Genomic DNA, 18,525 nt, shown 5'->3' with positions numbered 1-18,525 from the left:
CGAAATTTGCTCGCGAAGGGCGACCACTACGCGACGGTTCGCGCGGCTGTCGATATCGGCTCGCGAAAGCAAATTCAGCCGCCCGTCCAATATTGGCGGAGGTGCCTGTGGTTGTGAGCTGATTTCGTTGTTCAGTGCGAAATGAGAAGTCATCTTGCAAAGTATAAAATAAGTCGTTTTTTCGAATACTTTCTTATTTTTACAATAGATACGCCGTGATTTGTGGATTTTTCCGGACATTCCCAAAAATAGACTGTCTAGAAGAAGTATTACTGTCGAGCGGTTCATCTTTATTAATTCGCTGTTTCATTTTTGAACTTAACCAATGCAACGAAAACGCTTCAAATTTTACAGGTATTCATTGACGTCTCTGCGTTCTTAAGAATATTTTAACCCTCGCAGGACTTGGACGTTTTTCGGTCCGATCAGCTTGAGGTTGTAGTCATGAACGCTCCCGTATTGCTCGCGCAGCTCGCCGGTTCCACCACGCAGACCCCGCAGTCTCCGAAGAACCTGAAGCTCGAGAAGCCGCAAAATGGGCAGGCGATTTCGGTTCATCTAGACGGGAACACCAAGCTCGATTTTGCTGATATCGCGAGCGAGAAGCTGACCTTCGTCAGGGTCGGTGAAAAGCTCATCATCCTCTTCGACAATCAGTCGACGGTGACTGTCGATCCAGTGTTCGACTCGATGGGCAAGCCGCTCACCGATCTCGCATTCGACATGGGCTCCGATCGCACGCTGACAGGCGAGCAGTTCGCGCAAACATTTCCGATCACCACTGATCAGTCCGTTCTGCCCGCAGCCGGCGGTGCAACGGGCCCGACGGGCGGCGCGAATTTCGGTGATGCGACCGTTGGTGCGCTCGGTGCCTCGGGCGCGCGTCTCGCGCTGTTGACGGGCGAAGACACTGGCGGCGGCTTCGATCCGCTGGAAGATGGAACGCCCAATCCGTCGCCGATTCCGGGCGGCGTGACGGCTGTGACGCTGAATGAAGACGGCTTTGCGGAAGGCAATCTCGGCGGCACCGGTGACACGGGCGGCACCGCGACGTCCGTGACCGGTTCGCTCAATGTCGATTTCGGTACCGATGGTTCGAATCGCAGCTTCGCGTTCTCGCTCAATCAGCCGACGCTGGCCGGCCTGACCTCGGATGGTCAGACCGTTCAGCTCGCTTTCACCACCGTGAACGGCCAGCCCGTGCTGATCGGCTATGTCGGTGGCGATTTCAATGTCGCTGCCAATCAGGTCTTCACGGTATCCCTCGATGCTTCATCGCTGCAGGGCAGCTACACCTTCACGCTGTTGCGTCCGCTCGATCATCCGATCCATGGCACCGAAGACACGATCAATCTCTCGATCAACGTGATCGCGACGGATGGTAGTGGCGACACTGTGGCCGTCGCGATTCCGATCGGCATCAACGACGATACGCCGGTGATCGGCACGCCTGCCGATGCCGCGCTGACGGATCCGCTGTCCGGCAATCCAGCGACGCAGACGGGCTCACTCGGCATCTCATGGGGCGCCGACCGCTATAACGATCATGTCGATGGCGGCGTATCCGCGACCACCGGCGCAACGGGCGATCGCTCGGTCGTGTTTGCCAACACGCAGGTGACGGCCGCTGGCGACGGCACGACGGCGATCGGCACGCTGACGTCGCATGGCGAGACGGTGCACTACGTGCTGCTCGAAAACGGGACTGTGCTGGTCGCCTATACCGGCGACACGGCACCGACGAGTCTTGCCAGCCTGCAGCAGAGCGGCACGCCGAGCGGTGAAGGCGAGGGTGGCGAAGGCGGGATTGCCAACAACGTCGTCTTCGTCGTGACCCTGTCCGACGCCAGCAATAGCGGCAGCTATGTCGTCACCCAGTATCGTTCGCTGGATCACGACAATGGTTCAGCCACGTTCCAGAACATCGATCTAGCCTTCAACTTCACCGTGACGGACAGCGATGGCGATACGGTCAACGGCACGCTGCATGCGGTGATCGCGGATACGGTGCCGGTTGTGACCGGTCCGGCCGACGCAAGCACACTGAGCGAAGGCAACGGCGAAACGCCGCCGAGCGAAGGTGGCGAGGACATGCCCTCTTTGCTGGTGGTCGGCGGTTCGTTTACGCCGAAGGACACCGGCGCCGTATCACTGCACATCGATTGGCGTTCGGATAATCAAAATCCGAACACCCCGGGTGCTACGCATGATCGCTCGGTCACATTCACCGCTGCGACGCAAACCGCTCTCGAGAACCTCGGCCTGACTTCCGACGGCGCGACGATCATCTACACGATCTCCGCGGATGGCACTTTGCTGACGGCAACGACTGCTGCTACCGAAGGCCATAGCGCGCGCACCATCTTTACCGTGCAGTTGTCCGACAGCGGAAATGGCAGCTACGACTTCGCCTTGCTGGACAATCTGGACCATCGGGGCAGCTCCGAAGGCAGCCAGGCGCTGACATTTGGCTTCATTGCGACCGACAGCGATGGTGACTCGACGGCCCCAGCGAATTTCACGGTCAACATTACCGACGAAACTCCGTCCTTCACCTCCGAAGGCGTCGCGCCCCAGTTTGTCGATGAGGAGGGCAATGCCGGCGACACCTATGCGTCCGGCGATCTCGCTGGCGAAGCCAAGACCGCAACTGCATCGCTGAACATCGCGTGGGGCGCGGACGACGCCAATAACGTGGTCGATGGCGGCTTCACTGGTAGTGCTGGCGACCGTTCGGTGGTCTTTGCGAGCAATGCCGTCAGTTCGCTTCAGGCGCAGAACCTTACGTCGAATGGCGTCGCGCTGCAGTATATCCTGTCGACCGATGGTACGACGCTGACGGCCTATCAGGGTTCAGGCCGTCTCGATGGCGACAAGGTGTTCACCGTCACGCTGTCCGATCAGGGCAACGGTTCCTACAATTTCACGATGCTGGGTCATCTCGATCACCCGATTTCGGGCGTTGAAGACGATCTGACGCCGGTATTCAATTTCACGGCGCGCGACGCCGACGGCGACGCGATCTCTTCGAGCTTTTCGGTGACGATCAACGACGACGCGCCAGTGGTGCCAGTCACCACGCCGGTCAATCTGATTGTCAATGGCGACTTCTCCGCCGGCGACTGGTCGGGCGTCGCGAGCTGGGGCAACTACAGCACCAATGTCACCGGCTGGACCATCACCGGCGACCGTCTCGAGCGCGTCAATAGTGGCTATCTAGGTGCGACCTTGCCGAATGGCGGTCACATGGTGGATCTGGAAGCCTCGCCCGGCGACCTGACTCTGTCCCAGACCATTGGCGACATGACCACCGGCCAGACCTATCATCTGTCCTTCGCGATCGGCGAAGCGACGGGGCCGTATGGTGCACATCTGGAAGTGTATTGGAACGGCACCCTAGTTGGCAGTTATTCGCCACAAACCGGCGCGATGCAGACCATTGATCTGACTGTCGTTGCCGATGGCACCAGCAACACGCTGTCGTTCAAGGAAACGGGCGCCATCGATAACAGCGGCACCTTCCTCGCCAATGTCAGCCTGACGGCGGCGGCGGTCGGCATCGTCGATGAAGACGGTTTGGCCAACGGCGTGGCAGGCGGTGTCGGCGATGTCGCCGGGCAGGCGACCGTGGTCACTCATGCGCTGAATATTTCGTGGGGCTCAGACAACGGCAACAGCGTCGTTGATGGCGGCATCACGGGCTTGCCCGTGAATGGTGACCGCGCCGTTACTTTCGATGCGTCGAATGTGAGCGCACTGTCGGCCTTGGGCCTGACCCACAACGGCACCGTGATCACCTATCAAATCTCTGCCGACGGCACCAAGCTGATCGCCTCGGCAGGAGAGCAAGAGATCTTCCACGTCGCGCTGTCCGACGTGGACAGCGGCTCCTACACTTTCACGCTGACCGGCACCATCGATCACCCGCTGCATTCGGTCGAAGACAACGTGACGCTGAACTTCGCGGTTCGTGCGACTGACAGCGATGGTGACAGCATTCCCACTTCATTTGCGGTTCTGGTCAACGACGACGCTCCGTCGATCGGCAAGATCGGCGATCAGACGATTGCAGAAACCACCAGCACCGAGTTCTCCAATACCTTCCTGACTCAGACTCTGTCTGACGTTTCGTTGAATATCTCGTGGGGCGCGGACGACAACAATTCCGGCGCGTTCAATCGCTCTGTCGCCTTCGATGCCGCGCTCGCCGGTACGGCACCGAGCGGTCTGACTTCGAACGGCGTTGCCTTGATCTATGTGCTGTCGGCTGACGGCACCGGGCTGACGGCCTATCGTTTCGACGGCACCAATTATATCGGAGTCGGTGGCGGCAATCTCGGTACCTCGCCATCGGATGCTGCACGCGTGTTCAGCGTGCAACTGTCGGATCTCGGCAACGGCAGCTACACGTTCAAGCTCTACGACAATCTCGATCACAAGACGGGCGACGGGACGTCGCTCAATCTCTCGTTCGGTTTCACCGCGACCGACAGCGACGGCGACACCACGCCGGTTTCCAATTTCAACATTGTCGTTACCGACAACGTGCCGTTGCTGGTCGGTAATGCCGACATCGGCGCGCTCACGGAAGCGGGGCTGCCGACAGTCTCGTCGACCTTTGGTAACCTTGGCATCGACTGGAATGCCGATGATCGTGGTTCGGCCCATCTTGAATTCGCAAAGGATTCCAATGGCCTGGCCATCGTTCCGCAGGGTCTGACCTCGGACGGTGTTGCGCTTGCCTACACTGTGCGCCTCGCGGCCAACGGTGTTGATGAAGAGCTCGTCGCCTACAAGGTCGGCGACACTGTGGACCATCCGGTCTTCATCGTTGCGCTGAATGGTCTGGTCAATCCGGCCTTCGCTGCCACGCTGTTCCAGAATCTCGACCATGTAGGCGCTGGTAACGACAACAGCCTGACGCTCACCTTTACGGCGCATGCGATCGATGGCGATGGTGATACGGTTGATCGCACCTTCACGATCACCGTCGCAGACACCAAGGCGACGATCGGGACACCTGCGTCCGCTCAGGCGGACGAGGACGCATTCGGCAATCCGGCCGGGCTCAGCCTGATCACGGACAGTGCCATCGACACCGATAACAACAACCGCACAGTCGGCGGCAAGCTCAACATTTCCTGGGGCAGCGACGATTCCAATACGGTCGTCAATGGCGGCATCACCGGCGCTCCGGTGGCCGGCGATCGCGCCGTGACATTCGACGCGTCGAATATCACGACGCTGCTTGGCCTGAACCTGACGCATAACGGAGCGGCGCTGAGCTATCAGATCAGTGCCGACGGCCAGACCCTGACTGCGAAGGCGAATGGCGAAGAGATCTTCAACGTCAAGCTGTTTGACGTCGACAGCGGCTCCTACATCTTCACGCTGACGCGTAACCTCGACCATCCCGACCACTCGGGTGAGGACAATCTGAACCTGACCTTCAAGTTCATCGCGACGGATTCCGATGGCGATGCAACGACTGCGACGTTCGATGTTGCCGTCAACGATGATAGCCCTGTGATCGGCACTCCGGCATCGACCCAGGCCGATGACAGTGCGCTCGGCAATGTGTCAGGTCTGTCGATCATCACGGACTCGAGCGTCGATACCGACACCAACAGCAAGACGGTCGGCGGCAAACTCAATATCTCCTGGGGTGCCGACGACGGCAACAATCTCGGCAATGTCGGCATTACCGGTGCTTCCTCGGTCAACGGCGATCGCGCCGTGACGTTCGATGTGAACGCGACCAATACGGCACTTAACGCGCTTCATCTGACCCATGACGGTACGTCTCTGGTCTATAGCTACAGCTCGGGTAATTCGCTGCTGACGGCGAAGGCCAACGGCGCGACCGTGTTCACGGTGCAGCTGTCGGATGACGGTTCGGGTAAATACATCTTCACGCTTGTCGACAGCTTCGATCATCCGACCCACGGCACGGCAGATAATCTCAATCTGACCTTCAGTTTCATCGCCACCGACAGCGATGGCGACAAGGCGACCTCCACCTTTGCGGTCGCCGTCAACGACGATCTTCCGACCATCGGCAGCCCGGCTGCATCGCGAGTCGATGAGGACGATCTCTCCGCCGGAAATCATGATGGCCTTGTGCCGATCACTGATGTGACGGTCGATACCGACAGCAGCCGACTGACCGTGGGCGGCAAGCTCGGCATTTCGTGGGGCGCCGACGACGGCAACAGCTCCGTCAACGGCGGCGTTAGCGGCGCGTCGGTGAACGGCGATCGCGCCGTCACCTTCGATAGCGCGACGACGGCTGCGCTGACCTCGCAGCATCTCTCTCAGGGCGGCGTTGAGCTGACCTATGTCATCAGCAACAACGGCACGGTGCTGAAGGGCATGGCCGGTACGGCGGAAGTGTTCAGCGTCACGCTGTCCGACCAGAACGACGGTTCGTACATCTTTACGCTCAAGGGCAAGCTCGACCATCCGGATACGACAACCGAAGACAATATCGACCTGACCTTCAATTTCACCGCGACGGACAGCGATGGCGATACGGCCACGTCATCCTTCAAGGTCACCGTCAACGACGATGCTCCGACTGCCGCTGGCGAAACCGCCACGGTGGCGGAAGCGTCGCCGGCTGTGGGCACCGGCAATATCATTCTGGCTTTCGATCGCTCGGGAAGCATGAGTGACGATCCGGATGGCTCGGGTGGTTTCTCGTCGCGCCTTGCGCTGGCGAAGGCTGCAGCCATTAATCTCTTGAATACGAGTAATGCCGATCAGGTTCTGATTGTGACATTCTCGGACAACGCCACGTCCTCGTCCTGGATGACCAAGGCGCAGGCGATCGCGTATATCAACAGCAACTCGTTCCCGGGAACGAACGGTGGCACGGACTACGACAACGCCACGGCCGCAATCCAGGGCGCCACGATTCCGTCTGGCGGTACCTCGGTCTACTTCTTCACCGATGGCCAGCCGACAGGTAGCGGCGGTCTCAACAGCACGGAACGTGCTGCATGGGAAAGCTTCCTGCAAAGCAAGAGCATGACGTCCTACGCCGTCGGCGTGGGTAACAGCATCGGCGCCAACGATCCCGACCTCAACGATGTCGCCTATCCCGGCTCACCGCTGATCATCACAACGGCCAACGATCCGGCGCTGCTCGGAACCATCACGCCGACGCTGCCGACCTCGGTTGCCGGCAATATTCTCAGCAATGACCACTTCGGCGCCGATGGCGGGCGGATTCTGTCCATCATGATCGGCAGCGTCACCTATACCTGGAACGGCTCGTCGACCATCACCAAGAGTGGGGGGGAAACCGGTACGATCTCCGGCAATGCGTTGTCGATCGACACAGGCATCAACGGTCACCTGAACTTCAACTTCTCGACCGGCGCCTGGAGCTACAACGCGCCGTCCCAGCTCGTGACCAACACGACCGAAACGTTCTCCTACACATTGATCGATGGCGATAAGGACACCGCCGGCGCCAATCTGGTCATCAGCGTCACCGCGGTGAACGACGCGCCGACCAACACCGTTCCGACCGCGCGCGTTGTGAATGAAGACACGGCGATCGTTTTCAGCTCCGGCAATAACAACGCGATCTCGATCGCGGATGCCGATCACAACGGTGGCAACGAAACCGTCACGCTGTCGGTGCTGCACGGCAATCTGACGTTGTCGGGTCTGAGCGGTCTCACCGTGACCGGAAATGGCACGGGCAATGTAACCGTCACAGGCACGGTTGCGGCAATCAATTCCGCGCTGAACGGCCTGAGCTATCTGCCGTCCGACAACTACAACGGCGCTGATACGCTAACGATCGTGACCAACGACAACGGCAATAATGGCGTGGGGGGCGCCAAGAGCGACACCGATACGATCGCCATTACCATCAACCCGGTGAACGATGCGCCCGTCATCACGCCGGAAACGCGTGAAGTCTCGTATATCGAGAACGGTAACGATCTGAAGCTGCTGTCGAACGCAGTGATTACCGATCCGGACAACCCGACCTCGCTCAATGGCGGCTTCATCTCCGTCACGCTCGGCAACACCGTTGCTGGCGACCAGCTGCAGATTGCTGACAACAGCAATGTGCGCCTGCAAGGTAATAACGTGCAGATCTCCAACGGCTTCGGCGGCTGGACGACGATCGGCACGATTTCGGCCGGCGGCTTCGGCGGTACGTCCGTCACTATCACACTGAATTCGAATGCCGATGTGGCTGATGTGCAGACTGTCGTCCGCAGCCTGGCGTTCTATTCGAGCTCCGACAATCCGACCGGCGTGGACCGCACGGCGACCATCACCTTCAATGATGGCGGCCATGACGGCAGCGGCGGCGCACTGTCCGACTCCTCAACCGTCACCGTCCATGTGACGCCGGTCAACGATGCGCCGGTGATCGCCGGCGGTTCCGAGCGCTCGGTTTCGGTCGCTGAAAATAGCACGGCGGTCACCACTGTGACCTCGACCGATCCGGATGGCGGCACGCCGACTTATTCGATTGTGCAGACCGCAGGCACCGACTGCGCGAAGTTCACGATCAATCCGGTTACAGGCGCCCTGAGCTTCGTCAACGCGCCCGATTACGAGAATCCGACCGATGTTGGCGGCACCAACGGCAACAACACCTACGAGGTTGACGTTCGCGTGTCGGACGGGAATGGGGGTACGGCCGTTCAGACCATCAACGTCACCGTCACCAATGTGAACGAAGCGCCGGTGCTGGCGCCGAACTCGAATTCCGTCAGCTACACGGAAAACGGCAGCGCGCTGAAGCTGATGCCGACTGCATCTGTGACCGATCCGGATAGCCCGTCGAGCTTCGTGGGCGGTTCGATCACCGCCTCGCTCGGTGCGACCGCGGTCAGCGGCGACCAGCTGGTATTCGCCGGTAGTAGCGGCGTCTCGCTGGTCGGCAATGTCATCTGGATTGGTTTCACCGTGGTCGGAACCGTGAGCGGTTACGGCACTTCAAACATGACGGTCAGCCTCGCGGCCGGCGCCACCGACGGCAATGTGGAAACGGTGCTGAAGGCTCTCGCCTATCAGTCGACCTCTGAGAACCCGACCGGAGCAGATCGTACGGTGACCGTTACCTTCAACGACGGCGGCAATGACGGCAGCGGCCCGGCGTTGTCCGATACGTCGACTGTCACCATCCATGTGACGCCGGTGAACGATGCGCCGGTTGCCATCAACGACACGGGCTCGGCTACGGAGAGGGGCGGCGTTGCCAATGCCACCGGCGGCAGCAATGCCACCGGCAACGTGCTCAGCAACGACAGTGATGTCGACGATCTCCAGACCTCGCTGGTGGTCTCCGGCGTGCGCGTCGGCACCGCTGGCAGCACCGGGACCGTCGGTTCGACTCTGACCGGCGCGCATGGCTCGCTGGTCCTCAATGCCAACGGGACCTACACCTATGTCATCGACGAGACCGATGCGCAGGTGCAGGCACTGAACGTCAATGGCACGATCACGGATACTTTCACCTATACGGTCCGGGATCCGAGCGGTGCGATCGATACGGCCCAGCTCACGATCACCATCAACGGTGCCAATGATGCACCGGTGGCGACCGACGATACGGGCAGCGCCACCGAAAAGGGCGGCGTCAGCAACGGTAGCGGCGGTGTCACCGCGACGGGCAATGTGCGGACCAACGACAGCGATGTCGACAACACGACATCCTCGCTGGTCATTTCTGCCGTTCGCACCGGCGCAGAAGCCGGCACGGGCACGGCAGGTACAGTCGGTTCGTCACTGGCTGGCCAGTATGGCAGCCTCAAGCTCAATTCCGACGGTAGCTACACCTACACGGTCACGGAAACGAACAGCACGGTCCAGGCTCTGAACGTCGGTCAGTCTGTCACCGAAACCTTCACCTATACGGTGCGCGATGCGGGTGGTCTTACCGACACAGCCCAGCTCGTGATCACGATCAATGGCGCCAACGACGCGGCTGTCATCACCGGTAACGTCACCGGCTCGGTGACGGAAGCGAGCGGCGTTGCCAACGCTACGCCCGGAATCCCGACTGCGACCGGCGATCTCAACGTGACCGATGTGGACAATGCTGCGATCTTCACGGTGCAGAGCAATGTCACGACCAGCTACGGCACCTTCTCGATCGGTGCCGACGGCGCCTGGACCTATAATCTGAACAACGCCAACAGCACGGTTCAGGGCCTTAACAACGGCGGCACGCTTCACGACCTGATCACCGTCACAACGGCGGACGGTACGTCGAAGCAGATCGACGTTACCATCAACGGTGCCAACGACGCTGCAGTTGTGTCTTCCGCAACGGTGAACCTCACCGAGACCAATTCGGCTGCGTCCATCAGCACCATGGGCTCGCTGACGATCACTGACGTCGACAACCCTGCGACCTTTGTCGCCCAGAACAATGTCAACGGCACTTACGGCAAGTTCTCCATCACCTCTGCAGGGGCATGGACCTACACCGCTAATAACGCCCATGACGAGTTCCAGGTCGGTCAGACCTATACCGACACGTTCTCTGTCAGCGCAGCGGATGGCACCCTGACCACGGTTGTGATCAACATCGCCGGCACAAATGACGCGCCTGTGCTGACCGTGACCAATGGCAGCAGCGGCAGCATCGGCGACGGCTTCCAGAGCGGCGGCTATACCGGCTCGACCGGCAGCCCGAACCTGTGGACCACCAACTGGACCGAAGTCGGCGACAACAACTCATCAAGCAACGGCGACATCCGAATTTCATCCAGCGGCGGTAACTCTTACGTCCGACTGGGTGATAGCGACGGTTCAAATTCATCCTTGCAACGCACGGTCGATCTCAGTGGGACGTCATCGGCCACGCTGACCTTCGACTATCGGCGCGTTGATCTCGATAGTTCGAGTGACCAGGTTTTCGTGCAGGTCTCGACCGATGGCGTGAACTTCACGCAAATTGCTGTGATCGGTGGTGGAAACTTCGACGACAATGGCTTCTTGAGCGCCAGCATAGATCTCTCAGCCTACCGTTCGAGCACAACGACGATTCGCTTTGTGGCGTCGGGTGGGCTTGGCGACAGCGATTACGTCTATCTCGATAACGTCAATATCTCCTACAGCAACGAGCCAACTTTCACCGAGAACGGCTCGGCGGTCGCGATTATCACCAACGCGACGCTGTCCGATGTCGACGATGCAAACATGGCGTCGGCCACAGTTGTCCTGACCAACAAGCAAGCGGGTGATCAGCTCTGGATCAACAGCACGGCTCTGTCGAACGGTTCGACCGGCACCGTGAACGGCGTGTCCTACCTGGTGGCGGAATCCGCTGGCGCAATCACCATTACCTTCAGCGGGGCCGCGACCAAGGCGGCCTATGAGCTGGCCATCGAGGCGGTGAAATACGCCAGCACCAGCGAGAATCCGTCCACGACGGATCGCTCGTTCCAGATCACCGTCAATGACGGACACGACAATTCCAATACCGGAACGGCTGTCGTCCATGTGATCGCTGTCAATGACGCACCGCTGGCGGTGAACGACACCGGCGCGGCGACCGAAAAGGGCGGCGTGGCCAACGGCACCGGCGGCAGCAACGCTACCGGCAATGTGCTGAGCAACGACACCGATGCCGAGACTCCCAGCGCATCGCTGATCGTCTCTGCCGTTCGGACCGGTACGGAAGCCGGCAGCGGCGCGTCCGGCACGGTTGGTTCGTCGCTGCTGGGCACTTATGGCACGCTGACGCTGAATGCTAACGGCAGCTACACCTATGTTCTCAACGATAACAACGGCACCGTCCAGGCGCTGAATGTCGGTGGAACGCTGACCGATACTTTCACCTACACGGTGAAGGATCCGAGCAATCTGACCGATACCGCCCAACTTGTGATCACCATCAATGGCACCAACGATGTGGCAGTGATTTCGGGCACGATCACGAGCTCGGTCATAGAGGCCGGAGGTGTCAACAACGCGGTAACCGGCACACCTACTGCGACAGGCATGCTGACTGACACCGATGTCGACAATACGCCGAACACCTTCACGGCTGTATCGGTGGCGACCGGTACGACCAACGGTTACGGCACCTATACGATGACCGCAGGCGGGGTGTGGACCTTCACGCTGAACAATGCCAACGCCGCGGTGCAGGCGCTCAATGTCGGCCAGACGCTGACGGACACGTTCACCGCGCAGACGGTGGATGGCACGTCGCAGGCGGTGACCGTGACTATCAACGGCACTAACGATGCTGCGGTGATTTCGGGTACGACCACCGGCGGTGTGATCGAGGCCGGCGGTGTCAGCAACGCGACGGCTGGCACGCCCACTGCGACGGGCACGCTGACCGACACCGACGTCGACAACACGCCGAACGCCTTCCAGGCAGTGTCGTCCGCGACCGGCACGACCAATGGTTACGGCACCTATACGATGACTGCCGGCGGGGTGTGGACCTATACGCTCAACGACAGCAATCCTGCGGTTCAGGCGCTGAACTCTGGTAACACGCTGACCGATACCTTCACGGTCAAGACGGCGGATGGCACGTCGCAGGTGGTGACCGTGACCATCAATGGCACCAACGATGCCGCAGTGATCTCCGGCATTACCTCCGGAAGTGTGATCGAGGCTGGTGGCGTCGACAACGGCATTGTTGGCACGCCGACGGCGACCGGCACGCTGACGGATACGGACGTCGACAACACGCCGAATACGTTCCAGGCGGTCGCGGCCGGTGCGGCCACAACGGGTGGTTACGGCACCTATGCGCTGACTGCTGGGGGCGTGTGGACCTATACGCTCAACAACGCCAATCCGACGGTTCAGGCGCTCGGCGCTGGTGGGGTCTTGACCGACACCTTTACGGTCAAGACCGCGGATGGCACGCCGCAAGTGGTGACGGTCACCATCCACGGCGCCAACGATGCGCCGGTGACGGTGAATGACGTTTACACCATCAATGAAGATCAGATCCTGACGGGCGTCAACGTTCTGGCGAACGACAGCGATCCCGAGGGCAGTACCCTCCAGAGGGTCGGCAATCTCGGTGGCTTCTTGGGGCCGTTTGCATCGGCGAGTCTGACGCAAAGCGGTGATCTGACCGTAACGCCCACCGTGAACGGTAGCGGCATCGTGGTCCTGACCTATCAGGCATCCGACGGAACCCTGTCAACCCAGGGCACCATCACGGTCAATGTTCGCCCCGTCGCCGACGCGGCGGTGCTGACGGCCTCGGGCGGCAACGAAGACAACGCCTTTGCCATCCACATTGCCTTGGGCGATACCGACGGTTCGGAGAAGGCCACCCATATCGAACTCAGCGGTTATCCCGCCGGGACGACCTTCAATCAGGGTTCGCTGCAGGGCGGCGTTTGGGTCATCGACAATCCTGCCGGGATCGACCTCGCGCACCTCACCGCAACGACACCCACCAATTACAACGGTACGTTCAACCTCGGTGTAAGTGTGACGGTCGTCGATCACGCCACGCTCACCACGGGCCTCGTAACCGATACTGCGACGTCGACTGGCACGATCGCAGTGACGGTCAATCCTGTTAACGATGCGCCGGTGCTGACGGCGGACGATGCGACGCTCACCGAAACGGCGGGCACGGACGCCGGGCTGCTGAGCACGACCGGCAATATCCTGAGCAACGATCACGACGTCGATGGCGACACGCTCAGCGTCAAGACCATCCGGGCGGCGAACGGCGTCCCGACCGATGAAAGTCCCATCGCCATCGCTCCGGGCGGCAATGCGACTTCGCATGGCATCTACGGCGATCTCGTGATGCATTCGGACGGTAGCTACACCTATACAGCGAATGCCGCCTTCGATGCGCTGGCGGATGGCGTCCAGAAGACCGACGTCTTCAAGTATGTCGCGACCGACGGTAACGGCGGCGATGTCGCGCAGTACCTGACGGTTCACCTCACCGGTGTTAATGATACTCCGGTCCCGGTCGACGACGATCAGAACCTGACCGATACCGCGGCTATCGACGCGGGTACGGTGAAAACGTTCGCCGGCAGTGTTCTGGCCAACGATCACGACGCAGAGAACGACCCGCTCACGGTGATCACGATCCGGCCAGATGCGCAGTCAGGCCCGACCTATCTCAACGGCGCCACGACGGTTGCGCACGGCGTCTATGGTGATCTCACGATCAATCCGGACGGCACCTACACCTATACGCCCAATGCGAACTACGATGCGCTCGGAGCGGGCGTATCAGCCACTGACGTGTTCAAGTACGGCGCATCGGACGGCAACAGTGCCCATGGCGGTTTCCTGACGTTCCACATCACCGGCGGCAACGATCCCGCGGTGTTCACCGGCATCGATACGACGGGTCTGACCGAGTCAAACGTGGCCCAGTCGACCGGCGGCACGCTTGTTGTCAATGACGTCGACGGCGCCGACACGCTCGTGCCGCAGGCCAACGCGGCAGGCAGCAACAACTACGGCGTCTTCAACGTCAATGCCGACGGCACCTGGACCTACACGATGAACTCGGCGCATGGCGAGTTCGTCGCGGGTCAGACTTACACCGACAAGCTGACGGTCCACTCGGCCGACGGCACCGCGCATGATTTGACCGTGAACATCCTTGGTACCGACAACAACCATGCGCCAGATCTCGTCAATGGGACCTACGGTGGCACGGTGACGGGGCAGGTACATGCGTTGCCAGCCAGCGCGCTGGTCAACGGCAGCTTCGAGTCAGGGGGCACGGGATGGACCGTTGCAAGCCAGGCAGGTGGCGCGGCCTTCTCGTCGAACTTCCCGGCTGATGGTTCGGGGAATTTCACCGCCAACTCATTTGGCCAGGTCACAGGCATCCAGACGCAATTGACGCAGGTCGTCGATACGCTTCCGGGTCTCCAATACACCTTGTCTTTCCAAGTCTATACGGTGTCGACGACCCCCGGTGGCCATGTCTTCGTGAACTGGAACGGCACGCAGGTCCTGGCCGTTGCAACTGGTCAGGCTATAGGCGGCTATCACACCTTCACCGCCACGGTCACGGGGACAGGACACGACACCCTTCAGTTCGCCGTCGACGATCCGAACAACAATCCTGCAACCTACGATTCCTGGCGGTTTGACGCGGTTTCGCTGACGCCGGCTACGCATTACGAAGCGACCAGCGGAACGATCGCGTTCAGCGACGCCGATGTGTCGGACGTTCACTCGGTAACGGTCACGACGCCGGTGGGAAGCAACTATATCGGCAACTTCGTGTCGACGGTCGATGAGGCCACCCATCAGGTCAAGTGGACTTTCTACGCCAGCGACAGTGCCCTGCAGGCGTTGTCCTCCAATTCTGTCGATCAGACCTACACGTTGAAGATCGACGACGGCCATGGCGGGTTCGATACGCAGAACGTGACGGTGACGCTTGCCAAGCATATCGACGCGGCGCCGGTCATCACCTCGTCGGCCCAGGCCGGCTTTGCAACCGAGGATGCGTCGGTCGGCATCGTCAATCTGGTCCAGAACCCGACCTTCGAATTGCCGAACATCTACAATCCTGTGCTGACGCCGTGGACCGTCAGCGGTGCCGGCGTGGCGCACATCTATGGCAGCGGCGCCAACGGCAGCGTCGATGCAGCCTACCTCGATCAAAACACGACGCTCAGCCAGACCATCACGACGCAGATCGGAACGACCTACACGATCGACTTCTTCATGCACAATTACGGCACGCCGTTCAGCGTCAGCGTCAACGGAACACCCGTCTGGACAACGAGCAACGTCGTCCCGAATTGGACAGAATATTCGGTGACGTTTACTGCGACGTCGACATCGACCGTGTTGTCCTTCGCCACCACGGGCGTGAACGGCGCCGACATTGACGAAGTTTCGGTCCAGGCGGGAACCAAGCACATCGTCGAGGGGATCGAAACGAACGCGGGAACGATCACCTATACCGACGCCGATTTGATGGACACCCACACCGTCGCGGCGAGTGGGCCGACGTTCACATGGTCGGGCGGCTCGCTGTCGCAGGCCCAGATCACCGCATTGACAAATGCCAGCTCGTTGACATTGAACGCGACCGACAGCACGGGGACCGGACAGGGATCAGTCGCGTGGAAACACAGCATCGCTGACAGTGCGATCCAGTTCCTGAACGCAGGCCAGACCTTGACCGAGACCTATACGGTCACGATCGATGACGGCCAGGGCGGCACCACGTCCCAGCAGGTGACGATCACGATCAACGGCACCAACGAGCCGGTCGCACCGACGGGTCAAGCAGGTACGCTCGCTATTACCGAAGACGTGACGCGCGTCCTGACGCTGAGCGATTTCGGCTACAGCGATGCCGACGGCGACGTAGCCGCGGGCGTGACCATTACATCGCTATCGATCAGCAGCAGCCGGGGCATACTGCTGTATGGAAGTTCCGCGGTCACGGCTAACCAGTTCATCTCTGCGGCCGACATTGCTGCCGGCATGCTGAGTTTTGCGCCGAAGGATAATAACTTTAGCGGCAGTGGCACCTTCACCTTCAAGGTAAAGGACGCAACTGGCATGAGCGACGCCACGGCCCGTACCATGACTCTTGCATTCGACGGGACGGATCGTACTGACACTACGGCAAGCGGTGGGAGCACGGATACAACCCAGGTTACGCTGAACTCCGGCTACGTCTCTTACTTCGAGAACGGCGGTAGCGGCGATACGCTTCGCATCAACGCGTCGTCGGCTACGACATTCACAAACCTGAACTTCCTGCAGAGCAGCAACAATCTTGAGGTTGGCTGGTCTACCAGTTCTGCGACGGGGTATGCGACACTGCTTGACGAGTATGTCTTCACCAGCAGCAGCAACAATAATACGTTCGAGAGTTTCCAATTTCAGAATGGTGGGAGCTACTTGGGGTACTCGCTTTCGTCGTCTGCCTATGTTGTGTCGCGCGCAATGACGACCACGACCGCTGGCATGGTCATTATCGCTGGATCGGAGGCGGGAGATACCATCAGCACTCTCAATTCCAACGGCAACAACCTGTTGTTCGGTAACGGCGGCAGCGACACCATCACCGGCGGTTTCGGCAACGATCTGATCGTCGGGGGTCTCGGCGACGACACGCTGAGCGGTCGAAACGGAAGCGACGCCTATGTGTTTGGCCTCGCCGACGGCAACGACACGATCAATGATTACTGGGCCAGCAATAGCGACTTCGACCGTATCGTCATCAAGACAGGTGGCGCGGCGATGTCCGGTCTGTTCGCCTATGACAATGATCCCAATACGTTCTACGGCGACCTGGTGATCCAGTATAACGGCCAACAGGTCACGATTCAGAACCATTTCTATATGAATGGCTTCCAGGTCGAGTTGATCAACTTCGACGGTGGTTCGGTATACGGTTACAACCTCGGGACCAGCGACTATGCGATCGTGAACGGCCTCACTGCGGATCCGTCCGAAGTCAACGGCTACCGCACGATTTCCCTGTCATCTGGAAACAACTTCGTTGCCGGCGAACTTGATACCGCTAACAAGATCACTGGCGGCAGCGGCAATGATTTAATCTTCGGCGGAGACCAGAGCGATATCCTCGCCGGCGGAAACGGCAATAATCTGATCGTTGGCGGACATGGCGATGACACGCTCAGCGCCGGTACTGGCAACGACGTCTACGCTTTCGGCATGACCGACGGGACCGATCGGATTACCGACGTCAGCGGTACCGATGCGATCTTCATCGCAACGCACGGTGCCGCGATGTCGATGCTCACGGCGACGGACAACAACAACGGCACCACGCACGGCGATCTGGTGATCCAGTACAATGGCCAGCAGGTCACGGTGATGAATCATTTTGACGGCGGTTCGTCGGGCGCGAATTCGATCGAATCGATCGCATTCGATGGTGGCTCGGTCTACGGCTACGACCTAGGTACCTCCTCCTACGCCATCAGCAACGCCGATCCGAGTAACGCAGGCGGTGCCCGCACGATCGACCTCTCCGCGTCGTCCGCGCAGAACTTCATTGCGGGCGAGGATGGTGCTGCCAACGTGATCACGGGCGGCGGCGCCAAGGATCTGATCTTCGGCGGCAGCCAGAATGACACACTGTCGGGCGGTGCCGGGAATGATCTGATCCAGGGCGGAGCCGGAGACGATATCTTGATGGGGGGGCTTGGTAACGACGTCTTGCGGGGCGGCTCGGGAGCCGACACGTTCAAGTTCGGTGCGGGTCACATTGGCGCGGCGAACCTCGATTCGATCCTCGATTTCAGCAACGCCGAAGGCGACAAGATCGATATATCGGGCTTGCTCGACGGCATTGCTGGCGTGCAAGCGGATGGTTCGAACATCAATAACTACGTTCATCTGACGCAGAACGGAGGCAATGTCCTCGTGCAGGTCGATACGACCGGTGCCGGCAATTTCTCCGGCAACACGCATGATGTTGCAACGCTGGTCGGCTATGGCACCAGCAATGCTGATATCGTGAACATGGTGTTCAAGAACACAGATCACTCAATGACTGTCTGATGACCGACGCGGCTGGCG

At 60.0% G+C, this 18,525-nt stretch carries 1 protein-coding gene; it reads left to right on the top strand.

Going from position 1 to position 18,525, the window contains the following annotated elements:
* Nucleotides 1-444: 444 nt before the first annotated feature.
* Entirely contained in the window at nucleotides 445-18,507 is an 18,063-nt protein-coding gene (locus tag AB8A38_RS08895; RefSeq protein WP_439085736.1) for a VCBS domain-containing protein, read from the top strand.
* Nucleotides 18,508-18,525: the final 18 nt, after the last annotated feature.

Origin of the sequence: Tardiphaga sp. 839_C3_N1_4 (genome assembly GCF_051811045.1) — a bacterium.
Classification (GTDB): domain Bacteria; phylum Pseudomonadota; class Alphaproteobacteria; order Rhizobiales; family Xanthobacteraceae; genus Tardiphaga.
This window is presented reverse-complemented; position numbering and strand designations above follow the sequence as displayed.